We start from the raw sequence: 23,727 nt of genomic DNA on the forward strand, positions 1-23,727 counted from the left end.
TCCGTTCAGGCGCCGGTCAGATCACGAGGAAATCCGCGGCCGTCAGCGAGAGCCCCGGCGAGAGCGTCGCGATCTGCACCCGACCGACGCCTCCGGTCCCGTCCGCATCATACCAGAGCGCGCCCGTGTCGCGCTCGTAGATGAACCGGTCGGTCGCATCCGTGGCCTGGCCCGAGCGGTTCGAGGCAAAGGCCGCATTGCGCAACGCGCCCTCGGAGAGACCCCGGAAGATCTCGTTCTCCAGAAGCATCATGTCGGCGGCCACGTTGAAATCGGTGATCCGGTCGACGTTGCCTCCGCCCGGCCGGGTGTCGAAGACGAACGTGTCCCGTCCCGCGTTCCCGCTCAGCACATCGGCGCCGTCGCCCCCGATCATCCGGTCGTTGCCGCCGCCGCCGCCCAGGATGTCGTTGCCGCCGCGGCCGTCGAGCCGGTCGTTGCCCGCGAGGCCCTCGATCCGCTCGGCATAGGCCGTGCCCGCCAGCCGGTCATTGCCCCCCGTGCCGCGCAGGCTGCCATCGATGATGGTGGCCACCCCCACCGGCACCGGCGTCGCCGAGGAGATCTGGCTCGGGAAGGGCGGGACGAGGCGCAGGCTGAAGCTCTCGGTGTTCTCGAGCACGAGGTCGTCGGCGATGGGGATGCGGATCTCGGCCTGGGTCTGGCCGGGGCGGAAGACCACCTCGCCCGAGCGGGCGGTGAAGTCGCTGCCTGCCCGGGCCGTGCCCGCGAGGGTCTGGAAGTCGATGGCGATCCGTTCGGTCGAGGGGGCTGAGAGGTCGACCACGAAGACCGCGACGCGGCCTCCCGGGCCCTCCTGCACCGTGGCATTGCCGACGGCAACCGAGCGGTTGAGCCCGACCCCGTCCCCGTCGAGCACCCAGCCGGTGGCGGAGAGGGTCCGGTTGCCGCCGCCGAAGGAGGCGCCGCGCGGGTCGCTCAGTTCCAGGAAGACGCTTTCGTCCAGCTCGTCGAGCGAGTCGCCGTAGGAGCGGATCTGGATCGTCCGCACCGTCTCGCCGGGGGCGAAGGTCAGCGTCCCGGCGAAATCGGTCGAGTAGAAGTCGTCCCGCAGTTGCGCCGAGCCCGAGCGGAACTGGTAGTCCACGCTCACCGCGTCGCTCGCGGGCTCGGACAGCCGGACGGTATAGGTCAGGTAGCTGTATTCGGACTCGCGGCCGCCCTCGACCGAGATCACCGGCCCGGCCCCGTCCTCGTTCAGGATCCCGGCGGTGCCGGTCGCCGCGGGCACGCCATGCGCCCCGGTGACGGCGAGGCCGAAGCTCTCCCCCGCCTCGATCGCCCCGTCGTTGATCAGGGTCACCGCCACCGTGGCCTCGGTCTGGCCGGCGAGGAAGGTGACGGTGCCGGTGCGCGCCACATAGTCCGAGCCCGCCCGCGCCGAGCCGTCGTAGGTGGTGAAGCTGAAGGTGCGGTCGGTGGTGAAGGCCTCCGAGAGGCTCAGCGTGAAGAGCGCCTGTCCCCCGGCCGCCTCGGTCACCACGGGGCTGGAGACCGCCAGCGCCCGGTTCACCCCGACCCCGTCCTCGTCGAGCACCCAGCCGGTGGCCGAAAGCGTGTGGATGTTGCCGCCGAAGGAGGCACCGCGCGGGTCGCTCAGTTCCAGGAAGACGCTTTCGTCCAGCTCGTCGAGCGAGTCGCCGTAGGAGCGGATCTGGATCGTCCGCACCGTCTCGCCGGGGGCGAAGGTCAGCGTCCCGGCGAAATCGGTCGAGTAGAAGTCGTCCCGCAGTTGCGCCGAGCCCGAGCGGAACTGGTAGTCCACGCTCACCGCGTCGCTCGCGGGCTCGGACAGCCGGACGGTATAGGTCAGGTAGCTGTATTCGGACTCGCGGCCGCCCTCGACCGAGATCACCGGCCCGGCCCCGTCCTCGTTCAGGATCCCGGCGGTGCCGGTCGCCGCGGGCACGCCATGCGCCCCGGTGACGGCGAGGCCGAAGCTCTCCCCCGCCTCGATCGCCCCGTCGTTGATCAGGGTCACCGCCACCGTGGCCTCGGTCTGGCCGGCGAGGAAGGTGACGGTGCCGGTGCGCGCCACATAGTCCGAGCCCGCCCGCGCCGAGCCGTCGTAGGTGGTGAAGCTGAAGGTGCGGTCGGTGGTGAAGGCCTCCGAGAGGCTCAGCGTGAAGAGCGCCTGTCCCCCGGCCGCCTCGGTCACCACGGGGCTGGAGACCGCCAGCGCCCGGTTCACCCCGACCCCGTCCTCGTCGAGCACCCAGCCGGTGGCCGAAAGCGTGTGGATGTTGCCGCCGAAGGAGGCACCGCGCGGGTCGCTCAGTTCCAGGAAGACGCTTTCGTCCAGCTCGTCGAGCGAGTCGCCGTAGGAGCGGATCTGGATCGTCCGCACCGTCTCGCCGGGGGCGAAGGTCAGCGTCCCGGCGAAATCGGTCGAGTAGAAGTCGTCCCGCAGTTGCGCCGAGCCCGAGCGGAACTGGTAGTCCACGCTCACCGCGTCGCTCGCGGGCTCGGACAGCGAGACCGTGAAGACGAGATAGTCGTATTCGGGTGAGGGGCTGCTGGTGACGGTGAGTATGCTGGTCATGAAATGCGATCCTTCTGAGAATGCGCGGATGAAAAGGATTCGCCGGAAAGTCTGCATGACAGACGTCGTGTTTCAAAGAAGGAAGGAGAGGCATTCCCCCCTTTCCCTTGCACGTTAAGGGGATGCCGCACGCCCAGAGGTGTGGGCGGGGCTGGATGCGCAATGCAGGGTTGATCCCGGTCATGGCCGGCGGCAGCGCTTCACCCGGTCGTTCTTTCGCAAGTTGCCAGAGTTTCGTGCCCGACAGCTTGAACCTCCGACGCTTTCCGGCGCAGAACCTGTCCGTAACCCGTTTCCGTCAATACAGGGGGCAGACAGAACCGATGGAGGAAGGCCGATGCCGATGCACACCATGACCCCGCAGCAGTTCGCGCACCGGCTCATGACGACGTCCTATTCGGATGGGGTCACCCGCACCATGGCCGCGGGCCGCGACGGCGCCATCACGGTCAACCTGAGCGACCTGACCGTGCAGGAGCGCGGGCTGGCGCGTGCCGCCCTGGCGGAAATCGCGACGATGACCGGGCTGCGCTTCGCGGAAACCACCGGGGAAGCGCAGATCACCTATTCGAACGGCGGAACGGGTGCCTCCACCGGGACATCGGCCAGCGGCACGACGATCACCTCGGCCGAGATCCGCATCGCCTCGGATCGCGTCGGGCCCGGCGACGGCTACGGCAGCTATGTGTTCCGGACCTACATGCACGAGACCCTGCACGCGCTGGGACTGGGCCATCCGCAGGACTATTCGGAGGTCACGGATTTCGCGGCATCCTCGATCGCCAACGACAGCTGGCAGACGAGCCTGATGTCCTATTTCGATCAGGACGAGAACACCCGTGTCGCGGCGACGAAGGCCTACAACCTGACCCCGATGCTGGCGGACTACCTCGCCCTGAAGCAGATGTACGACGCGCCCTCCATCCATGCCGGGGCGACCGTCTATGGCGTGGGCTCGACGGCGGGCGGGGCGCTGGATCACGCGGCCTCGCTGGGCGGGCAGGTGGCCTTCCTTGTCGTGGACCACGGCGGGACGGACCACGCCAACTTCAGCCGCTGGTGGGCGGCGCAGCTGATCGACCTGATGCCCGGCGCGCTGTCGAACGTGATGGGCGCCATCGGCAACATGCAGATCGCGTTCGACACGCTGATCGAGAACGCCACCGGCGGGTTCGGGGCGGACAGGCTGTTCGGCAATGCCGCCACGAACCGTCTGGTGGGCGGAAGCGGCGCGGACGTTCTTCAAGGACGGGCAGGGGGCGACCGTCTCCTGGGCGGAGAGGGCGGCGACCGGCTGTGGGGGGAAGGCGGGAAGGATCATCTCGTGGGTGGCAATGGCGCCGATACCCTGATCGGGGGCCAGGCCGACGACACGCTGGTCGGCGGTGCGGGTCGGGACCGCCTGACCGGGCAGGCCGGGGCGGACGTGTTCGTCTTCGCGTCGATCGCGGATGCCGGTCGCGGAGCGGGCAGCGACGTGATCGTCGACTTCGCGCGGGGGGCTGATCGCATCGACCTCTCGGCCATGGATGCGAATGCGGCGCAGCCCGGGAACCAGGACTTCACCCTTGTCGGCGCACGGGCCTTCAGCGGGGTTGCAGGCGAGTTGCGCTTTGCCGACGGGGCGGTGATGGGCGATGTCGATGGCGACGGGCGCGCCGACTTCCGGATCCTCGTCAGTGGCGCGGGCACCCTCGGGGGCGGCGACTTCGTTCTCTGAGCGGACCCGGGCCTGGCGCTTCTCGGCCTGCGAAGGGCGCCCTTCGAGAAGGCGCCAGGCTTCACCGACCTCGCGGAGTCCGCGGCGGCCGAGGTGGTCGGCCTGGAACCGGTAATTCGGATTATGAATGGCGATCTCCCGGCACAGGTCCGGCGGCACCGGGGATCCGTCACGTCGGGCGTCCGGCGGCGTCGGACGAGGCAGGGTCGGGTCATGGTGCTGCATGTCCCGCGCCACGGGCACCTCGCGATCCGGGCCCGCTCATGCCGTATCCCGGCCCGCGGTCTCCCTTGATCCAGCGGCCGCGTGCGGCGTCCGTTCCGCGAACCGGCGTGCCGGGGCGCCCTCAGGCCGAGGCGAGCCGGGCCGCCTCGGCCAGGTAGGCGGAAGCCTTGGCGATCCAGCGCGCGGTATCGCTGCGCCCTTCGTCGCGCAGGTGATCGAGGCTGAGCCGCGCCCGCGAGAGGCAGCGGACCAGGCGGTAGGTCGACAGCAGGCCCGCCGAGGGCGCGGCGAGGCCCGCCGCCTCCAGCCCGCTCAGCAGGGGGCCGCCCAGGTCCGGGGCCCCCAGAAGGGCGCATTCCAGCGCAAGATGGCCGACCTCGTCGAACGGATCGGCAAGGCGGATGTCGCGCGAGAACTCCACCCGGTCGAACACCACCGGCCGGGCGATCAGGCAGACGTGCTCGGGCCGCAGGTCGCCGTGCCCCTCGACGATCAGCCCCTGACGCTCGCGGAGGGCGATCTCGTGCTTGTGCGCCCGGATGCGGTGGGCGCAGACCGCCGCGAGCCCGGCCACGGCAACCTGGGGCACATGCACCGCCATCGCGGCGAGGTGGCCCGCATTCACCTCGGCCTCCTGCCTCAGGCGCGCGAGATGGCGCCCTTCGCCGGCACGGCGGCTGCGCCGGTAGAACGCGGCCAGATCCCGCGTCAGGACCGACAGGAGCGACCGCTCGACCGGGCGCCGCTCGGTGACCAGCCGGTCGAGCATCCGGTCGGCCGGAAGCCTCCGCATGTGCACGAGCCAGTCCACCACCCTGCCAGGCCCGCCCACGCCCATCCGGCCGGCGACAACCACCAGGGGAAGCAGGCCGCGATAGACGCCGTCGCCCGCGAGTTCGCGGTTCAGCCGCAACTCGGCCGCGCAGGCGCGGTGCCGCGCCGCGAGCGTCCGGTGGTCGAGCATGCCGAGGGCGACCGGTTTCTTCAGCTTCAGCACCCGGTCGGCGAACAGGAACACATGCGCCATGTGCGTCTCGATCACCCGTTCCATTCCGGGCAGCGCCGACAGGAACGCGACCTTCGGCCCGTAGCCGGGCGGCTCCGCCGCCGGAAGACCGGGATCCGCTACATCCACAGGTCGCGCAGCGGCCTCCGCATGGCCCAGGCGACCTGGCGGAACTCGCCCTGCGAGACGTGCCGGCGCAGCAGGTCGAACACCGCCGCGACCGCCACGTCCGGCTCGGCCAGCGGGCTGACGGTGAAGGCGCCCGTCACCCGCTCGAGGAAGTCGTCCACCGTGCGCGCCTCTGCCGGCGTGCGCGACGGCACCCAGCCTTCGTAGAAGATCCCGCGCATCAGGATCGGAAGCTGCGCGGCAAGATCCGCCGCCTCCTCCACCGTCAGGAAGTCCCGGATCGCGTGGAGTGTCGCGCGCAGCAGCAGATAGGCCCGCCCGCGATCGGCCCAGCCCAGATCCTGCTGCAACTCGTTGAGCCATTCCGCCACCACCTGCGGAGAGTGGTCGAGGGTGGCGATGCCGGAGATCTTCATCGCATCCTCCCTTGGCAAGGTGCCGTCGATGATCCGCGCCTGCGGCGCCGGCTCAATGACTGCGGTCAATGCGGGGTGCGGCCCGCCGGGGGAATGTGCCCCATGCGCTGGTTCGATCTCACCCCGTCCCACCCCCTGGGCCATGAGGCGGCGCACCATGCCGGCGTGGCCCCCTCGCCGCTCGAGATGCGCGCCTTCGCGGGGGGCGAGCACAAGATGCGGCCTCTGGTCAGCGTCCGCGGGCAGGATGTCTTCGTCTTCTCGGCGCTCCACGCGGGGCCGGACGGCTCGGTGAACGATGCGCTGATGCGGCTTCTGCTGTTCCTTGCCTGCTGCCGCCGCAACGGGGCCGCGCGCGTGGTCGCGATCTGCCCCTGGCTGCCCTACATGCGCAAGGACCGGCAGACCAAGGCCCGGGATCCGGTCAATGCCGCCGAGGTGGCCCGCCTGCTGGAGGCCGCGGGGGCGGATTGCGTCGTGACGGCCGAGGTCCACAACCTCGCCGCCTTCCAGAACGGGTTCCGCTGCACCACGGTGCATCTCGACGGCTGCCGCCTCTTCGCGGGCGAGATCCTGCGCCGTGCGGGCGAGGCGCCGCTGGCGGTGATCTCGCCCGACGGCGGCGGCGTGAAGCGGGCCGAGCTTCTGCGCGAGGCGGTGGAGCAGATGGGCAACCGCGAGGTGGGCTTCGGCTTTCTCGAGAAGCGCCGCTCGTCGGGCGTCGTCTCGGGCGAGCTGTTCGCGGGCGACGTGGCCGGCAAGTCGGTCTGGATCGTCGACGACATGATCGACAGCGGCGGCACGCTGCTGCGCGCGGCGCAGGCCTGCCGCGCGCGGGGCGCAGCCGAGGTGCATCTGCTGGCCACGCATCTTCTCGACCCGGCAGCGGTGGACCGCCTTGCCGATCCGGCCGTGGACACGCTGACCGTCACCGACTCGGCGCGCCTGCCCGAGGCGGGGCCGCGCGTCCGGCTGCTGTCGCTGGCCCCTCTCGTCGGCCGTGCGATGGCGCGCATCCACGCCGGCGGGGCCGTGGGTCCGCTGCTCGACCCGACCGCCCCGCCGGACGACGGTCCGGAAGCCCCGTGAACGGGACGGCCCGGAAGTCCGTGACGCGACCCGCCCGGGCGCGGGAGCAGGAGTTTCCCCTTTCCGGCCCGATCAGTTCAGCGCGGGGAAGTAGCCGGCGGGCGACATCCGGGCCGCCTGCGCTTCCGCTCCCCGCGTGATGAGGGCGATGCGGGGGGCCATTCAGGCGTGCGTCCCGGCCGCCGCCGATGGCCTCCATGGCCGCGGCCACCGCCCGCTCTCCCTGCTCCACCGGATCGTCGAACGGCACGGCGAGGATCTGGCCGCCCAGCAGTCCCCGCGCGATGCCATGGCTGAAATAGATCGCGGCCAGTGCGGGCGCGGCCGACGCGGGTGCCTCGGCCGCCCGCAGCGCCATCGCCGCCTCGATGGCAGGGGCATTCCCGATGACGAGATCGAGGGCCGGCCAGTCGGCCAGAGCGCGTTCCAGGGTCCGCAGCTGCTCGCGCAGGCCGGTGTCGGCCCGGTAGACCGCAAGGATCTCGACACCGCAGAGCCGGAAAGGGCCGCGTTCAGGCCGGCCTCGAGCGGTCCGACCCATCCGGATTCCACCGGCCCCGACAGCAGGATCGCGCGCTGCCGGACCGTTCCCCCGGGGTGGAGCGTGGCGAGGTGCCGGCCCAGCACCGCGCCCATCTCGTGCCAGTCCACGCCGATCCGTGCCGCAAGCGCGGGGCCGAACATGGCCTACGAGAAGCCGCCGATCCTCGAGGGGGTGGAGATCGGCACCCCCGTCCGGCACATGAACCACACGGGCGGATAGGTCTTCCGCCTCGATGACCTCGGGGGGCGGTCACATCATGTGTGGGTAGCCCCGGTTTTAGCGGGCTGTCGCCTCGGCTAGCATGATACGATCGAATGCGTCCATGTGTCAGGCCTTTCGTCGGAGCGCTTTGCTCCATGGCCGGTATGGGATGCGCGGGTTGTGGTCAAAACATCAAAACGAGCTCGAAGCTCTCCATGTGACACTGGTTTCCCCAACCCCGATCTGTCCGATCGATTTCATACAAGCTTCAGCTTCTCCCGCATTTCGAGGCGGTGCTGCTGACCTCGTCAGTTCGCCATCAGCGGTCCCCCTCGAAACTCTTCGTTCTTTGTGATCATGGCCCAAAGCATGCGGGCCATCTTGTTCGCCAATGCGATGGCGGCCAGCATCCGTGGCTTGCGTGCCAGCATCCGCCCCAGCCACGAGCTTTCTGCGGGTGGCCGGATCTTGGTCCCGGAGATTACGGCCATCGCGCCAATGATCAGCAAGCGCCGGATGTCGCGCTGGCCGGACTTGCTCGTGCGGCCGAGCCTCTGCTTGCCGCCGCTGGAATGCTGTCGCGGCACGAGGCCCAGCCAAGCCGAGAAATCCCTTCCCTGACGGAAGCTCTCCATCGGTGGCGCGAAAGCCGCCAATGCCATCGCGGTAATAGGGCCTATGCCGGGCATCTTTTGCAGTCGGGCTGAGAACCGCGAACGTTTGCTGGCCGCCGCGATCTGCGTATCAAGCTCGGTGATCCTCTGCGACAGATCGTCGATCTGATCAAAGCAAAGCTGTGCCATGTGGCGGACCACAGCAGGAAGATCGTCTGACCCTGCGCCCGGCTCCAGAACGGTCCGCAGCTTGTCCACGTTCTCCCGCCCCTTCCCGGCGACAAGCCCGAACTCGGCGAGATGGCCGCGCAAGGCATTGATCATCTGCGTCCGCTGCCCTACCAGCAGATCCCGCAGCCTGAAGATCATGCCGAGGCCCTGCTGCTCCGGCGTCTTCACCTCGACGAAACGCATGGTCGGCCGACTGCCCGCTTCCGCGATCGCCTCGGCATCCGCCATGTCGTTTTTCTGGCTCTTCACATACGGCTTGACGAATTTCGGGGCGATCAGGCGCACTTCATGCCCGATGGCCGACAAGGTCCGGGCCCAATGATGAGCGGTGGCACAGGCCTCCATCGCAATGATGCACCCGGACTGCGACTGCATGAACGTGAGAAACTGCTTGCGCGACAGCTTCTTGCGAAACACGACCTCGCCTTCTGCTGTCGCTCCGTGCAGTTGAAAAACCTGTTTCGCCAGGTCAACGCCGATGATCGAGACGTCCTTCATAGCGGGTTCCTCCTGATCCTGTCTGGATCACTGTGGCACATAAGTGCCGTCAGGAGGGGCTACCCAACCCATCATCAAAGCCCCAGCCATGCACCAAGATTGAAACTGGACCCCTCCATCGGGGCAGGCCAGAAAGTTCAGTGGCAGGTCAGGGGGCGTCAGATCACCAGGAAGTCCGAAGCCGAAAGGGCCAGATCGGGCTCAAGCCTCGCCAGAAGCGTACGGCCCCCCGCAGAGGAGCCATTCGAGTCGAACCAGAGCGCTCCGGTCCCGGTTGCGTAAACCAGATGATCATCGGCATCCGTCGCAAGCCCCCGTGCATTGGCGACGAAGGCCTCGGGATCCAGCGTCCCGGCCCCGAGGCCAACAAAAGCCGCGCCGGCAAGTTCGATCCTGTCGAAGCCTGCTACGAAGTCGAGGATCGAGTCGGCGCCCGTGGTGCCCGGAGCGCCGTGGAAGACGAAGGTGTCGCGGCCAATGGAGCCCACGAGCTGGTCGCGGCCTTGTCCGCCGTAGAGCCGATCCTCGCCCGAACCCCCGTCGAGGTAATCCGCGCCTGCGCCGCCGCGCAGCAGGTCGCCTCCCACGGTCCCCGAGATTCTGTCATCCCCCGCGCTGCCGGTTATCGTGGCGGCTTCGAATCCCTGGAGATCCACGAGCCGCACCGAGCCGTCGCTCATCGTGATCCGGCTCCTGTCGAGGCTGTCGAAGACGATGCTGACACCGGAAGCCGACAGACCTTCGCCGTAGCGCCCGGTGTAGTTCAGCACGATCCGGTCGTCGCCCTCGCCCGCATCAAGCCAGGCGTAATCATACATGATGTGACTCGACGGGCCCGGCGCAAGGAACCCCGCCACAATGACGTCGTCTCCGGCGCTGAACTCGCCGCTGACGAACTCGAACCCCTCCGCGATCCTCGTTCCGTTAACCGTTATGACACCCTCAAGGAAAAACATTTCCACCGGGCCTGTCTCATCAAGCCACATCGACAACGTGTCGAGTCCGGCCCCGCCCCTGGCGCGGCATTCAAGGCTGTGAATCCAGACGGCGTCGTTTCCGCTGCCGCCCTGCAGCGTACTGTTGCCACTGGAGGTCAACCAATCGTCTCCGGCTCCGCCGATCAAGGTGTCGCCCGGTTCCCCCGTGATCGTATCGGCCCCGGCGCCGCCGAGAAGGAGATCCGGATCAAGATCAAACGCCGTTGGCAGCCTCCAGCCATAGTTGCCATCATGAATACGGTCGTCGCCGGCTCCACCGACGATCCGGTCGCATCCATGACCTCCGATCAGGAAATCGTTCCCGCTTCCCCCGACCAGAAGGTCGTCGCCAGCCCGGCCTTCGAAGTCACCCTGCAGGGCGCCTGCGATCATCCTGTCGTTGCCCGCTGTGCCGTGGACGCCGACAGTTTCCACGTCTTCCAGAACCAGCTGGCGCAGGGAGCCGTCCGACAGTCGTATGGAGGACTCGCCGGAGCTGAAGTCGAGATCGAGCGCCTCGATCCCGAGGCCGTCGGGCGACGAACCCATGTAGTCCAGGTAGATGTAATCGTGGCCGTCTCCGCCATCGACATGTCCACCGCGCCCTGCACGATCCGTCATCAGCGCATCGGTCCGGAAGAGCCCGGACCCGGAGCCAAGGCTGATGTCGAAGAACTCCACACTGCTGGCCAGAAGTCCGTCTTCCGGCCTCGAAAGGTCGCCCCAGCGGTCATAGAGGTAGATGTCGCTGGTCACCGCCGACAGGTCGAGACGCAGCAGGTCCAGACCGTCGCCCCCCCGGGCGACATCGTTCAGGCCGACTGCGGCGAGGGTGTCGTCGCCCTCGCCGCCGATCAGCGTATCCGCCCCTGCCCGCCCTTCCAGCCAGTCGTTGCCGCCGTTTCCGACGAGCAGGTCCGATCCCGCGCCTCCGATCAGGGTGTCGTCGCCCGATCCACCTTCAAGCGTGATGCCGAGCGTGGCGGGCACCATCCTTGGCTGATCGAGCGTGGGAATGCACTTGGCCGCCAGGGAAAAAGGAGCAGTCGCACTCGGGCGCTTCTCGAAAATCATCGTTCACGTTCCAATAGATAAGGCACAACAGGTTCAATGGCATCGGGGTAGCACGGCCGGGACGAGCGGGACAAGCAGGTGCGCGGTCCTGTCGCCGCCGGCCGGCACAGTCGTTAACCACACGGCTTCCTGTCCGAGACCGTGCTGGGCTGCGCCGGGCGGCGACTGGCCGACGACCGATGCTGTGCCCCCCGATGGGGACTTGCCGGTTCCGGCGCCCCGCCCTGCCCCGGGCCCGCCGCGCGCGGGCGAGGTTTTCCGACCCCGCCGGGGCAACGGGTGGCATCAGCACGCCGGGGGCCCGCCCCGCGCGGGCGAAGATTACCCGCAACCGGCGGGAACATTCGGGCGGGATCGCGATTTCCGCCCCATGCCGGTACGCAGGCCCCCCTTCGCGCGCAGGTCGCGTCGCTCGCTCGCCTCGGCTTTCGGGATGGGAGCCCTGGTGGGCATTCCGATCGGCATGATCTGGAGCTGGTTCGACTACGGCGCCTTCGAACTGGGCTACATGTCCAATCACGTGGTGGGGGCCGCCTTCTTCACCGGGCTCCTGACGGTCGGGGCCGAGGCGCTGCGGCGGCGCTTCTCGCGACACGAGGGCGGCGATGCCTGATCCCGCCCCCCTTCCGGCGGAAGAGCCTCCCGTCCGGCGGCGCGAGGAGATCGTGGTGTTCCTGCTGCTGGCCGCGCTGATCTGGCCGTTCCTCGCCATCGCCTTCGTCGGCGGCTGGGGCTTTCTCATCTGGATGTGGCAGATGGCCTTCGGCCCGCCCGGCCCTCCGGTCTGAGGGAGAAGGACATGACCCTGACGCGGCGCCATCTGCTCGGGGGGCGGGTCGAGCCTCCTCCTCCACCACCGCTTCCCCGGCCGCCGTGGATGGCGGAGCCTTCGGCCTGCACCTTCTGCGGCCTCTGCGCCCGGGCCTGTCCCGAGGGGATCGTGACCACGGGCGGGCTGCCCGCGATCGAGTTCCACGCCGCCTGCACCTTCTGCGGCGCCTGCGCCGAGGCCTGCCCCGAGCCCGTCTTCGACCGCGGCCTGCCGCCCTTCCGCCACCGGGTCCTGCTGGGCGAGGGCTGCCTTCCCCGCCTCGGCGTGACCTGCGGCAGCTGTGCGGACATCTGCCCCGAGGCCGCGATCCGGCTGCGGCCGCGGCTGGGCGGACCGCCGCTGCCGGCGCTCGATGCCGCCGCCTGCACCGGCTGCGGCGCCTGCCTTGCCGCCTGCCCGGGCGATGCGATCCTGATCCTGCCTGCCGAGGAGCCGCCGCGCCATGGCTGAGCCGATGCTTCATATCTCGAGCGCGGTGCTGCGCGTGGTCCCGGGCCGCGAGGACGCGGTAACGCGCGAGGTCGAGGCGATGGGGGCCGAGGTGGCGCTGGCCGGGACGGGCCGGCTCGTGGTGCTGATGGAGGCCCCCTCCGGCGGCGCCATCGGCGATCTGCTGACGCGGATGACGCTGATCGAGGGCGTGCATGCGGCCTGCATGGTCTACGAGCAGGCCGAACCCCTCCGGACACTGGGAGAAGAAGCATGACGCTCACGCGACGCGATCTGATCAAGGCGCAGGCGGCGGCGGCTGCTGCGGCTGCGGCGGGGCTTGCGCTGCCCGCGCCTGCCCAGCCCGTGACGGGAGGGGCCGAGGCGCTGCGCATCCGCTGGTCGAAGGCGCCCTGCCGCTTCTGCGGCACCGGCTGCGGGGTGATGGTGGGCACCCGCGACGGGCATGTCGTCGCCACCCATGGCGACACGCAGGCCGAGGTGAACCGCGGCCTGAACTGCGTGAAGGGCTATTTCCTGTCCAAGATCATGTATGGCGAGGACCGCCTGACCACGCCGCTCCTGCGGATGCGCGACGGGGTCTACCACAAGGACGGCGAGTTCCAGCCGGTGAGCTGGGACGAGGCCTTCGACATCATGGCCGCGCAGGCCAAGCGCGTGCTGGCCGGGAAGGGCCCGCGGGCGGTCGGCATGTTCGGCTCGGGCCAGTGGACGATCTGGGAGGGCTATGCCGCCTCGAAGCTGATGCGCGCGGGCTTCCTGTCGAACAACCTCGACCCGAACGCGCGGCACTGCATGGCCTCGGCCGCGGTGGCCTTCATGCGCACCTTCGGCATGGACGAGCCGATGGGCTGCTATGACGACTTCGAACATGCCGACGCCTTCGTGCTCTGGGGCTCGAACATGGCCGAGATGCACCCGATCCTGTGGAGCCGGCTGACCGACCGGCGGCTGAGCCACGAACACGTGCGCGTGGCGGTGCTCTCGACCTTCACCCATCGCAGCATGGATCTCGCGGACACGCCCATCGTCTTCACCCCGGGCACCGACCTCGCGATCCTGAACTACATCGCGAACCACATCATCCGGACGGGCCGGGTGAACCGCGACTTCGTGGACCGGCACACGAATTTCGCGCTGGGGGCCACCGACATCGGCTACGGGCTGCGCCCCGAGCATCAGCTCCAGCTGGCGGCGCGGGGCGCGGCGGATGCGGGTGCCATGACCCCGGCCGATTTCGACGCCTTCGCGGCCTTCGTGTCCGAATACACGCTTGAAAAGGCCGCCGGGATCTCGGGGGTGGAGCCGGCGCTGCTCGAGGAGCTGGCCGAGCTTTATGCCGATCCGGACCGCAAGGTCATGTCGCTCTGGACCATGGGCTTCAACCAGCATGTGCGCGGCGTCTGGGCCAACCACATGGTCTACAACCTGCACCTGCTGACCGGGAAGATCGCCGAGCCCGGCAACTCGCCCTTCTCGCTCACGGGGCAGCCCTCGGCCTGCGGCACGGCGCGCGAGGTGGGCACCTTCGCCCACCGCCTGCCCGCCGACATGGTGGTGACCAACCCCGAGCATCGCGCCCATGCCGAGGAGATCTGGCGCCTGCCCCGCGGCCTGCTGCCCGACTGGGTGGGGGCCAGTGCGGTCGAGCAGGACCGCAAGCTGAAGGATGGCGAGATCAACTTCTACTGGGTGCAGGTCAACAACAACATGCAGGCCGCGCCCAACATCGACCAGGAGACCTGGCCGGGCTATCGCAACCCCGAGAACTTCGTCGTGGTCTCGGACGCCTATCCCACGGTCACGGGCCGGGCGGCCGATCTGGTCCTGCCCGCCGCCATGTGGGTCGAGAAGGAGGGCGCCTACGGCAATGCCGAGCGGCGCACGCACTTCTGGCACCAGCTGGTCGAGGCGCCGGGCGAGGCGCGGTCCGACCTCTGGCAGCTGATGGAATTCTCGAAGCGCTTCACCACCGACGAGGTCTGGCCGGCCGGGATCCTCGACGCGGCACCCGAATATCGCGGCAAGACCCTGTTCGAGGTGCTGTTCGCCAACGGGACGGTGGACCGCTTCCCCGCGACCGGGGTCGATCCCGACTATGCGAACCACGAGGCCGCGCATTTCGGCTTCTACGTCCAGAAGGGGCTGTTCGAGGAATATGCCGCCTTCGGCCGCGGCCATGGCCACGACCTCGCGCCCTTCGACACCTATCACGAGGTGCGCGGCCTGCGCTGGCCGGTGGTAGAGGGGCAGGAGACGCTCTGGCGCTACCGCGAGGGGCTCGACCCCTACGTCAAGCCGGGCGAGGGCGTGCGCTTCTACGGCAAGCCCGATGGCCGGGCGATCATCCTCGCCGTTCCCTACGAGCCGCCCGCCGAAAGCCCCGACGCGGACTACGGCCTCTGGCTGGTGACGGGCCGGGTGCTGGAACACTGGCACTCCGGCTCGATGACCATGCGGGTGCCGGAACTCTACAAGGCCTTCCCCGGGGCGGTCTGCTTCATGCATCCCGAGGATGCGCGCGAACGCGGGCTCAACCGCGGCGCCGAGGTGCGGGTGATCTCGCGCCGCGGCGAGATGCGGACCCGGCTCGAGACCCGCGGCCGCAACCGGATGCCGCGCGGCGTGGTCTTCGTGCCCTGGTTCGACGCCAGCCAGCTCATCAACAAGGTGACGCTCGACGCCAACGACCCGATCTCCCGCCAAACGGATTTCAAGAAATGCGCCGTCAAGATCGAACCCGTCTGACCCGCGCCGCCGTGCTGGCGCTGTGGGCCCTGGCTGCCGCGGCCCAGGCGCAGGCGCAGGACGCGCCGCGCCTGACCGGCGCCGACGAGCCGATGGGAGACGTGCCCGCGCCGCCCGTCGCCGACTGGATCATCAACGACGTGCGGGTGGGGCGGAACTATCCCGAGCAGCCGCCGGTCATCCCGCACGGCATCGAGGGCTATCAGCTCTCGGTCACGGCGAACCGCTGCCTTGAATGCCACCGCCGCGAATATTCCGGACTGGTCGCGGCGCCGATGATCTCGATCACGCATTTCCAGGACCGCGAGGGCCAGATGCTCGCGGATGTCTCGCCGCGCCGCTACTTCTGCACCGCCTGCCACGTGCCGCAGTCGAACGCGCGGCCGCTGGTCGAGAACCGCTTCCGCGACATGCTGACCCTGATGCCGGTCGGAGAGGAGTGATGCGGCTGCCCGTTCCCCGGTTCCTCCGCCGCTTCTGGCAGATCGCGACCCGCCCGGCAGGCTTTCTCAGCGTGGGGTTCCTGACGCTCGGCGGCTTCGTGGGCGGGGTGCTGTTCTGGGGCGGGTTCAACACGGCGCTCGAGGCCACCAATACCGAGCCCTTCTGCACCTCCTGCCACGAGATGCAGACCAACGTCTTCGAGGAACTGACCCGCACGGTGCATTACACCAATCGCTCGGGCGTGCGCGCGGGCTGCCCGGACTGCCATGTGCCGCATGAATGGACCGACAAGATCGCGCGCAAGATGCAGGCCTCGAAGGAGGTCTGGGGCCACCTGTTCGGCACGATCGACACGCGGCGCAAGTTCCTCGACCACCGCCTGCGGCTGGCCGAGCACGAATGGGCGCGGCTGAAGGCCAATGACTCGCTCGAATGCCGGAACTGCCATTCCGAGGTGGCGATGGATTTCACCCGCCAGACCGACAGGGCGGGGCAGATCCACACGCAATACCTGATCCGGACCGAGGGCTATACCTGCATCGACTGCCACAAGGGCATCGCGCACGAATTGCCCGATATGCGCGGCGTCGATCCGGGCTGGCTCCCCCCGCCGGAGTTGCGCGATGCCTCGGGCTTCCAGACCGGCGCCCTTCCCGATCCCGCCGCGGTGCGGGACTACGTGCTGCGGAACTGACCCCGCGCCGCCGGGCCCGCCTTCGGTGCCGCTTCCGGCACCGCCGGAACGACAGGAGGGGCCCGCCGCGGGGAGGGTCGGGCAGCGGGCACCCCGGGCTCTTGCCGACCGGCCGGACGGCGAAGGGAAAGCCGAATGCCCCTGCCGGGGCCGCCTCCTGCCGGGGCCGCCTGTCGCGGGGGTCTCAGTGGCCGGTTCGGTAGCCGGCGGCCTCCAGCGCGATCTGCCCGATCGAGAGGCGGCTGATGCCGATGTCGGCGAGGTCGCGGTCGGTCATCGCGGCAAGTTCGCCGAGGGTCTGCCGGTAGATCCGCCGCTGCGCCAGCGCCTCGGCCGAAAGGCCTGCGGCGTCGAGAAGACGGCGGAGGAAGGAGGGAAGACGGAAGCCGTCGCGTAGGGTGCTGTGGGTCAGGGTGGTCATGGCACTGTCCTTGTCTGGTGTCCGGCCGCTGTCTCGGAGCAGCCGCGCGGATGTCTCCCGCTGCAATGCAGCAAATGGGGACTTTTGCAGGACCCGAAACTCCCGGAGCGGGAACCCCGGCATTCGGTGGGCGCATGGCTCGTCCCGGGGCGTGCAGGGGAGACGCGGCGCCTCCCTGCGGCAGTCCGCGCCCCGGGTTGGAGAGCAGGCCGTCAGAACGGAAGCGCCCGCGGTGCCCTCGGACCCGCCTCCCTGCGGTGGGGCCCGTTCAGGGAAGGAAGCGCCAACCTGCGCGGGTTCCCTCGCATCAGGGCCCGCCCCCGGCAGGGCGCCCGGCCGTCACGCCGGATAGCCCGCCTTGCGGATCAGGGCCCAGATCGTGCGGTTCAGCGTGGCAAGCTCGGCGATGCAGCCGCGGATGTCGTCGACCGCCTTCGCATCGATGCGGCTCACCCGGCCCATGCGCAGCCCCGCCCTGCGGTCCGAGATCCGCATCTGGATGGTGCGCGGATTGCCCCCCTCGGGATCGAAGGCATAGATGCAGTGGTTGTACTGGTTGCGCAGCCCGCCGAGCCGCGTGAGCCTGCCCACCGCCTCGAGGATGGCCTCGCGCTCTTCCGCGGCGCGACCCTCCATCTTGGCCAGCCGCTCGACCAGGTCGGCCCGCGCCCGCGTCGTGTTGAGCGTGAGGTAGATCACCAGCGCCGTGTCCTTCGTGGTCCCGGCAAGTCCCGCGATCAGATGGATCAGCAGGCTCTCGGTGTTGCTCCAGACGTAGTTCAGCCGCCCGAGCAGCAGCAGGACCTCGTCGAAATCCTCGCGGGCCGGGACGCTCACAGCCCGGGCGCCGCCACGCGCGACAGATACCAGCGGGCCGCGGCGGTGCGGTTGCGCACGCCCACCTTGGTGATGATCCGGTGGATATGCAGCTTCACCGTATGCTCCGAAAGCCCCAGGCGGTGGGCGATGACCTTGTTCTGTCCTCCCCTGGCCACCAGTTCGAGCACCTCGGTCTCGCGCGGGGTGAGGCCCGCCTCGCAGAGCGCCGGGGTCGGAACGACGGCCGCGGGGGCCGGGGGCGCCGCCTCGGCGCGCCGGGCCAGAAGCTCGCAGGGCACGAAGAAGTCGCCCCAGAGCGTCAGGCGGAACATCGAGGCCCAGACCCCGATCGGCGCGTTCATCGGCAGAAGCCGCACCTCCTGCAGCGGGCCGCCCTCCTGCCGCTGCCGCAGCACCTCGCGCGCGAGGGCGGGATTGCGGTAGGCCAGCACCCATGAGATCGGTCCCTCGGGCTGGCGGGCCTCGCCCAGGCGCCGGGCGAGCTCGTCGAAGTGGCTCTCCTCGACCACCACCAGCCGCAGCGCCCCCTCGCGGGCAAGCCGGGCCGGATCGGCCGAGGCGAGATCCTCGTGGCGGCGGACATCCAGGTCGTCGGATTCCGAGGCAGCCACCCGCAGGATCCAGTCGTTGAAGATCAGCGGGCTTCCCACGAAGAGCACGACGGCCGATTTGCGGCAGGTCGCGGAGTCGCAAAGGCTTTTCTCAAAGAGATCGTCACGCATCCCACTTCTCCGGGCAACATGAACTGAAAACAGTCGAAAAGCTTCAAAATTGGTCGATAATTCTATTTATCTATCCCACTCCATCGATTCCGGAAACCGATCAAAGGATTGATGCACTGATCGATTGGAGGAGCCCGCGCCGGCTGCCCCTCGCCATGCTATTGAGAACTTTGTCTCTTCCGCGGACCGGGATGCGGCCGGTTTCCGGAAAGCCGCGCGCCCTCCCCGCCCGTTCGATCTAGTCCGGGGCGGATTCGGGCGGGACCCCGGGGCGGAGGAGCCGGGAAGGACGCCACGAAAGACCCTGCGGAACAGTCGGTTGGCCCCCGGCCCCGGATCGCTCGTTCGGGTGACTGGTGCCTCTGCCTGCCTGGTGCGAGCCTTTCCCGGACCGGTTTTCCGGTCGGAAACGATCCATTGCCGAAAACGCATTGAGCAGGGCCGCTGGCCTTGGCCCTTGCGCGCCTTGGGGCGCGCGCCCCGGCGGCTTTTGCCGCCCGCCAAGGTCCGCCGTCCCAGAAAGGAGGCCGCCACCAGGGCAGCGAAGGACGCAGGCCGTGCCGGAACGGGCGCTTCCGCGTCGCGGGATCCGGGACCGGGCACGGTTTCCACCATCCTCAACCGCAACCCATTTCGTCGCGTACGGGCTTTTCCGTCTTGGAAATGACTGACGGACCTGCGGCGCGACCGGAGAGATAGTGTCATGTCCGACAGAAGATCATATTCGCCGTCCAACCAGGTCATGTTCGACGACATCACGGTCGAAGAACTGAACGCCGATGTCGATGCCGAGATCGGCGTCCATGAGGCCGACATCGACCTGCAGCAGCAGGACCAGCAGCAGTCGACCGATGTGGCCAACGAACAGGGCCAGGGCCAGGACCAGGGGCAAGGCCAGGATCAGGGCCAGGGTCAGGACCAGGGACAAGGCCAGGACCAGGGCCAGGGTCAGGACCAGGGGCAAGGCCAGAGCCAGGGCCAGGGCCAGAGCGTCGACAACGCCAACGCCAACGGCGGTGACGACAGCAACGACAATTCCAACCAGGTGAACATCGACTTCGGCGGCGGCGAATGGATCCCGCGCGACGACGACCTGGTCGACATCGACATGGGTGACGACGCCGAGGTGGGCGACATCTTCGCGGCCGGCGGCGACCTCAGCTACGATGCGGGCAATGTTTACGGCGCGGGCGACGACCTCGACCTCGAGGGCGTGCTCGGCGGCTCGGACTTCGGCTCGGGCAACGATGCGGCCGTCGTGACCGGCCAGTATGGCAGCCTTTCGGATTCCGACATGCTCTGGAACCCGACGGTGAGCAACGACGGCACCTTCAACCAGTATGGCAACGCCACCGGCGGGACCGCCAGTGCCGCCGAGGGGATCAGCGCGGGCGCGAACGGCGCCGAGGGCGGATCGGAAGCCACGAGCATCGGCGGCATGGCCCATGGCGGCATGGCGCAGGGCGGCGAGGCCGGGGCCTGGGGCGGCACCTCGGGCGATGGCGGCGACGGTGACGGCGACGGCGGCAACGGCGGCGATGCCGAGGCCGATGGCGGCTTCGGGCTCGGCCTCGGGCTCGGCAGCGCCACGACCGACAGCGACGTCGACGGCGGCGATGGCGGCGAGGCGGATGCCGACAGCAGCGCCGAGGGTTCGGCCGACAGCGACCAGGATGGCGACAGCGACGGCGGCGACGGCGGCAACGGCACGTCGCTGGGCGTGGGCCTCGGCGTGGGTCTCGCGGGCTCCGCGACCGGGCCGCAGGGCGCGGCCGGCGGTGATGCGGGTTCGCTCGGCGCGGGCCTCGGCCTCGGGCTTTCGGACGCGGATGCCGATGGCGATGGCGGCGATGGCGGCGACTCGGCGGCGACCGGCACGGGAACCGGGAGCGGCGAGGGCGACAGCGGCGATGCGGATGCCGATGGCGGTGACGGCGGCGATGCCGGCGCGCTCGCGCGGGCCTCGGCGCGGGCCTGGGCCTCTTCCGACGCGGACAGCACGGCGACGGGCGGCGGCGCCGGGGCCGGCGCGGGCGCGATCGGCCTGCTGAGCGGCGCCCTGGCGGCGGCCATGGGCGGCGATGCCGGAAGCGGCGCCACCTCCGGGGACGGCATCGGCACCGGAACGGGGACCGGCACCGGAACGGCGGGCGCCGGCTATGGCGGCGACGCCGGAGCGGACTCGGGCGACGGTATCGGGACGGGCACCGGGACGGGCGACGCGGCCTCCGAGGGCGGCGCCGGCGGGGCCGGCACCGGAACCGCGGACTCGGCCGGTTCGGGCTCGGGTGCCGGCACGGGCGGCGACGCCACCGGCGGCGCGGGCACCAACACGGCCGGATCGAGCGCCGCCTCGGATGGCGCCGGCACGGGCGACGCGGCCTCCGAGGGCGGTCTGGGCGGCCTGTCCCAGATCTTCGCGGAAGCCGATCTCGACGGCTCGGCCGACAGCATGGCCGAGGCGATCTCGGGCTATGGCGGCAACGCCACCTCCGACGACGACGCCACCAACAGCTCGAGCGGCGCGGGCTCGTCCGCGGCCTCGATCGGCGGGACCGGCGACGGCGGCATGGGCTTCCGGGACGGGCGGCGCCTCGGGGGCGGCCACCGGCGGCGCGGCCGCGGGCGGTGCTGCGACCCTCGGCGACGTGCTGGGCGGCAACGGCGGCTCCGCGATGAACGGCGACGGCGGCGCCGGCGGCAATGCCGGCAGCTGGGGCACGGGCAACGGCGACGACGGCTATGTCACGGGCGAGTCCCTCGCCTCGGCGGCGGCCGCGATCGATGTCACGGCCTTCAACCAGTCGATCGTGATGGGGGCCAACATCCTCGGCAACACCGTCGACATGACGGTGGTGGGCGGCTCGCTCTCCTCCACCACCTCGGTGGGCGACGACGACCTGAGCTGACGGACCCCTTCCGCGGGGCCGGCCGACGCCGGCCCCGCGCCTGCAACCGGGGCGGGACGATCCCGGCCAGGCGTCGGCGGTTGCCCCGCGCTCCGCAAGCCCGGGGCGCAAGGCAACCGCCGGCTTTCCCTCCGCGCAGGACCGGGACCGGCACCCCTGCCCCCGCTCCTGCCCATCGCGCGGCAGTGCCCGCGCCCCCACCACCGGGGCCACCCTCCCGGCTGGCCCCCCGGACCGAGAAGGCAGGTTCCATGTCCCTTGATCCCTCGACGGAGGCCATCTCCCGCTTCATCGGATCCTTCCATCTCGAGCTCGAGGCCGAACGGATGCGCTCGGACTACGAGGCGTTCCGCGCCGCCGGGAAGCTGGCCGAGGAAGCCCCGCAGGAGCCGGTGCCCTTTCCGGCCCTTTCCGCGCCCCATGAGCTTCAGGACTTTGCCCCGGGGCTGAAATACGCGCCCGCCGTCCCCGCCGCCGCGCCCGAGCCGGTCGAGCCGGCCGAGACCCCGCCCGCCCCCGTCGAGCCGATCGCGCCGGACCTGCTGCTTCCGCTGCGCGAGGCGGCGCTTCCCGCGGTGCAGGGATCGGGCGGCGAGGTGGCGGAGGGGCTTCCCGCCCTCGTGCCGCCGCCGCCCAACACGATCCTGACGGTGACGGTCCAGGTGGCGGACCTGTCCGACAACGACCTTCTGGATTTCGGCACGCCCGATGTCTTCCTGCCGGTCGGGCTGCAGATGGCCACCCTCGAGGCGCTCGCCGGGGCGGCCGCGGCGCTCGGCGCCGATGTGGACGCGGGCCTGCCCGCCCATGCCGTCCCCATGCTGGCCGATGCCGGGGCCATGGCCGCCCGGATGATCGCCACGGGCGAGGCGCCGGCCGCCCCGGGGGTGACGGAGGTGACGCTGCACGGGGCCGAGGCCCTGGGCATCCATGTGGTGGGCGCGCCGGCCGGGGTCCTGCCCGATTTCCTCGACCTGCTGCCCGAGGCGCTGCGCCCCGAGGAGGAGGGGGAGGAGACCGCCCCCGCCGGAGAGGACGGCCCGGGCGGCGGCACGGCCACGGCCGGCAGCGCCAGCGGACCCGCGGGCATCCAGACCGGCCACGGCGGCCGGGATGGCGGCGGGAACGGCGGCGGGGGGGCGGAGGATCCGGCCTCCGATCCGCGGCTCGATCCGGGGGCTCCCTCCGCCGGGCCCTTCTCCGACATGGAGGTCGAGCCCGGCCATGCGGTCGAGACCGGCGCCAACCTCGCGGTCAACGAGACGCTCATCACGCTGCGCTGGGTCGATGCGCCGGTGATCGCGGTAGGGGGCACGGTGGTGGAACTCGCCGCGATCAGCCAGACCAACGTCATGGTCTCCTCGGCCCTGCCGGGCACCGCCCCCTCGGGGCAGGCGATCAACGCGGCCGCGATCGAGCAGTTCTCCTCGGGCGGGGCCGGGACCGCGGCCACCGGCTCCGGCGCGCCCGAGGACTGGCGGATCGTGACCATTGACGGCGACCTGACCGCGATGAACTGGGTCCAGCAGTATGTCTTCCTCGGCGACATGGACCGGGCCGAGGTGATCTTCACCGGCTCCTCCACCTGGATGGGGCTCGGGGGCAACATCGTCTCGAACCAGGCCGCGATCGTCGAACTCGGCTTCCACTACGACCTGATCGTGGTCGAGGGGGACATGCTGAGCCTGACCTCGATCAGCCAGACCAACGTCCTGCTCGACAGCGACGTGGTGACCGGCGCCCCCGCAGGCACGGTGACGGCGCAGGACAACCTGCAACTCAACAGCGCCCGGATCACCCAGTCGGGCATCGACACGGTGACCGAGATGACCGCGGGCATCCGCGACACGCTCGAGGCGATGGCCGCCGGGGGCGGACCCGGCGCGGCGATCCTCGACGATCCGGCCTTCGCGGGCCTCGACGGGCTCGACGTCCTGTATGTGCGGGGCAATTTCACCAAGCTCAACGTCATCGAGCAGGTCAATGTGCTGGGGGATTCCGACCAGCTCCATCTCGCCTGCGAGGGGCTGGCGGCGGCGGGCGGCCAGATCGGCATCGTCACCGGCTCGAATGCGCAGGCCAACCTTGCCCATGTGTTCGACGACGGGCTCGACAGCACGGTGATGGCGGCGGGCGGCGGCTACAGCGACGCGCTGATCCACCAGGCCGGGCTGATCGACCTCGACGCGCCGCCCGGCGGCGTGGCCCTGGCCCCGGTGGTGAGCGAGGCGGTGGCCTTCCTGGCCGAGGGCATGATCGACCCCCTCCCCGACCTCGAGATCGCCCCCGTCCCGGGCCTGCCGGACCTGCCCGGCAGCCTCGACGTGATGCAGACGGCGCTCGCCTGAGCGCGGGCCGACAGCGGAGACACCGACTTGAA

19 protein-coding genes are annotated in these 23,727 nt (G+C 70.0%); 11 read left to right on the top strand and 8 right to left on the bottom strand.

The features are described 5' to 3' along the window. Positions 1 to 16: 16 nt before the first annotated feature. Positions 17 to 2,563 (bottom strand): Calx-beta domain-containing protein, encoded by a 2,547-nt coding sequence (locus tag CK951_RS20435; RefSeq protein ID WP_096788053.1) that lies wholly within the window; start codon positions 2,561 to 2,563, stop codon positions 17 to 19. Positions 2,564 to 2,900: 337 nt separating this feature from the next. Here CK951_RS20435 and CK951_RS20440 point away from each other — a divergent pair, with 337 nt between their 5' ends. Next, on the top strand, positions 2,901 to 4,283 hold the full coding sequence (locus tag CK951_RS20440) for a M10 family metallopeptidase C-terminal domain-containing protein (protein WP_096788054.1): 1,383 nt from the start codon (positions 2,901 to 2,903) through the stop codon (positions 4,281 to 4,283). 346 nt (positions 4,284 to 4,629) lie between these two features. On the opposite strand, the gene CK951_RS20445 is transcribed toward CK951_RS20440, so the two are convergent. Both CK951_RS20445 and CK951_RS20450 read right to left on the bottom strand, forming a co-directional pair. Further along, positions 4,630 to 5,643 carry a hypothetical protein gene (locus tag CK951_RS20445; protein WP_096788055.1) on the bottom strand — a complete coding sequence of 338 codons (1,014 nt, stop codon included), beginning with the start codon at positions 5,641 to 5,643 and terminating at the stop codon, positions 4,630 to 4,632. After that, complete coding sequence (locus CK951_RS20450) at positions 5,634 to 6,059, bottom strand: DUF2267 domain-containing protein (RefSeq protein WP_096788056.1); 426 nt, start codon at positions 6,057 to 6,059, stop codon at positions 5,634 to 5,636. Before CK951_RS20450 ends, CK951_RS20445 begins: the two co-directional genes overlap by 10 nt. Before the next feature lie 102 nt (positions 6,060 to 6,161). Between CK951_RS20450 and CK951_RS20455 the strand changes: the two genes are divergently transcribed. Further along, entirely contained in the window at positions 6,162 to 7,148 is a 987-nt protein-coding gene (locus CK951_RS20455; protein WP_157764698.1) for a ribose-phosphate pyrophosphokinase, read from the top strand. A 148-nt stretch (positions 7,149 to 7,296) separates the two neighbouring features. After that, positions 7,297 to 7,911, top strand: coding sequence for a hypothetical protein (locus tag CK951_RS20460; RefSeq protein ID WP_096788058.1), 615 nt, complete (start codon positions 7,297 to 7,299; stop codon positions 7,909 to 7,911). 290 nt (positions 7,912 to 8,201) lie between these two features. On the opposite strand, the gene CK951_RS20465 is transcribed toward CK951_RS20460, so the two are convergent. Together CK951_RS20465 and CK951_RS21960 are read right to left on the bottom strand one after the other, a co-directional pair. Further along, positions 8,202 to 9,236, bottom strand: a complete 1,035-nt coding sequence (locus tag CK951_RS20465) for an IS110 family transposase (RefSeq protein ID WP_096786879.1) — start codon at positions 9,234 to 9,236, stop codon at positions 8,202 to 8,204. A 158-nt stretch (positions 9,237 to 9,394) separates the two neighbouring features. Further along, the gene (locus tag CK951_RS21960; RefSeq protein WP_096788059.1) at positions 9,395 to 11,287 is read right to left on the bottom strand and encodes a calcium-binding protein; all 1,893 of its coding nucleotides are present in this window, start codon (positions 11,285 to 11,287) and stop codon (positions 9,395 to 9,397) included. A 445-nt stretch (positions 11,288 to 11,732) separates the two neighbouring features. Between CK951_RS21960 and CK951_RS20475 the strand changes: the two genes are divergently transcribed. Genes CK951_RS20475 through CK951_RS20505 form a run of 7 tightly spaced genes read left to right on the top strand, consistent with a single transcriptional unit; the run spans position 11,733 to position 16,455 of the window. After that, positions 11,733 to 11,900: a nitrate reductase gene (locus tag CK951_RS20475; protein ID WP_232520802.1), complete on the top strand. Its 168-nt coding sequence runs from the start codon at positions 11,733 to 11,735 to the stop codon at positions 11,898 to 11,900. Beyond that, positions 11,893 to 12,075 carry a periplasmic nitrate reductase, NapE protein gene (locus CK951_RS20480; RefSeq protein ID WP_096788061.1) on the top strand — a complete coding sequence of 61 codons (183 nt, stop codon included), beginning with the start codon at positions 11,893 to 11,895 and terminating at the stop codon, positions 12,073 to 12,075. The genes CK951_RS20475 and CK951_RS20480 overlap by 8 nt, the downstream gene beginning before the upstream one ends. An 11-nt stretch (positions 12,076 to 12,086) precedes the next feature. Then, positions 12,087 to 12,569, top strand: coding sequence for a ferredoxin-type protein NapF (locus CK951_RS20485; RefSeq protein WP_096788062.1), 483 nt, complete (start codon positions 12,087 to 12,089; stop codon positions 12,567 to 12,569). Next, the gene (locus tag CK951_RS20490; RefSeq protein ID WP_096788063.1) at positions 12,562 to 12,825 is read left to right on the top strand and encodes a chaperone NapD; all 264 of its coding nucleotides are present in this window, start codon (positions 12,562 to 12,564) and stop codon (positions 12,823 to 12,825) included. The genes CK951_RS20485 and CK951_RS20490 overlap by 8 nt, the downstream gene beginning before the upstream one ends. After that, positions 12,822 to 15,317, top strand: coding sequence for a periplasmic nitrate reductase subunit alpha (gene napA / locus CK951_RS20495; protein WP_096788064.1), 2,496 nt, complete (start codon positions 12,822 to 12,824; stop codon positions 15,315 to 15,317). The genes CK951_RS20490 and napA overlap by 4 nt, the downstream gene beginning before the upstream one ends. After that, entirely contained in the window at positions 15,290 to 15,760 is a 471-nt protein-coding gene (locus CK951_RS20500) for a nitrate reductase cytochrome c-type subunit (protein ID WP_096788065.1), read from the top strand. Before napA ends, CK951_RS20500 begins: the two co-directional genes overlap by 28 nt. After that, positions 15,760 to 16,455 carry a cytochrome c3 family protein gene (locus tag CK951_RS20505; protein WP_198402519.1) on the top strand — a complete coding sequence of 232 codons (696 nt, stop codon included), beginning with the start codon at positions 15,760 to 15,762 and terminating at the stop codon, positions 16,453 to 16,455. Before CK951_RS20500 ends, CK951_RS20505 begins: the two co-directional genes overlap by 1 nt. A 184-nt stretch (positions 16,456 to 16,639) precedes the next feature. Here the strand turns inward: CK951_RS20505 and CK951_RS20510 are convergent, their stop codons facing one another. The 3 genes from CK951_RS20510 to CK951_RS20520 form a co-directional block, all read right to left on the bottom strand. Further along, complete coding sequence (locus tag CK951_RS20510; RefSeq protein WP_096788066.1) at positions 16,640 to 16,876, bottom strand: DUF1127 domain-containing protein; 237 nt, start codon at positions 16,874 to 16,876, stop codon at positions 16,640 to 16,642. A gap of 339 nt (positions 16,877 to 17,215) precedes the next feature. Further along, positions 17,216 to 17,713 (bottom strand): hypothetical protein, encoded by a 498-nt coding sequence (locus tag CK951_RS20515; RefSeq protein ID WP_096788067.1) that lies wholly within the window; start codon positions 17,711 to 17,713, stop codon positions 17,216 to 17,218. Continuing rightward, complete coding sequence (locus CK951_RS20520; protein ID WP_096788068.1) at positions 17,710 to 18,438, bottom strand: LuxR C-terminal-related transcriptional regulator; 729 nt, start codon at positions 18,436 to 18,438, stop codon at positions 17,710 to 17,712. The genes CK951_RS20515 and CK951_RS20520 overlap by 4 nt, the downstream gene beginning before the upstream one ends. A gap of 703 nt (positions 18,439 to 19,141) precedes the next feature. Between CK951_RS20520 and CK951_RS21965 the strand changes: the two genes are divergently transcribed. Beyond that, the gene (locus CK951_RS21965) at positions 19,142 to 23,695 is read left to right on the top strand and encodes a hypothetical protein (RefSeq protein WP_157764699.1); all 4,554 of its coding nucleotides are present in this window, start codon (positions 19,142 to 19,144) and stop codon (positions 23,693 to 23,695) included. Positions 23,696 to 23,727: the final 32 nt, after the last annotated feature.

The sequence above is a fragment of the Rhodobacter sp. CZR27 genome, from assembly GCF_002407205.1.
Lineage (GTDB): Bacteria > Pseudomonadota > Alphaproteobacteria > Rhodobacterales > Rhodobacteraceae > Cereibacter_A.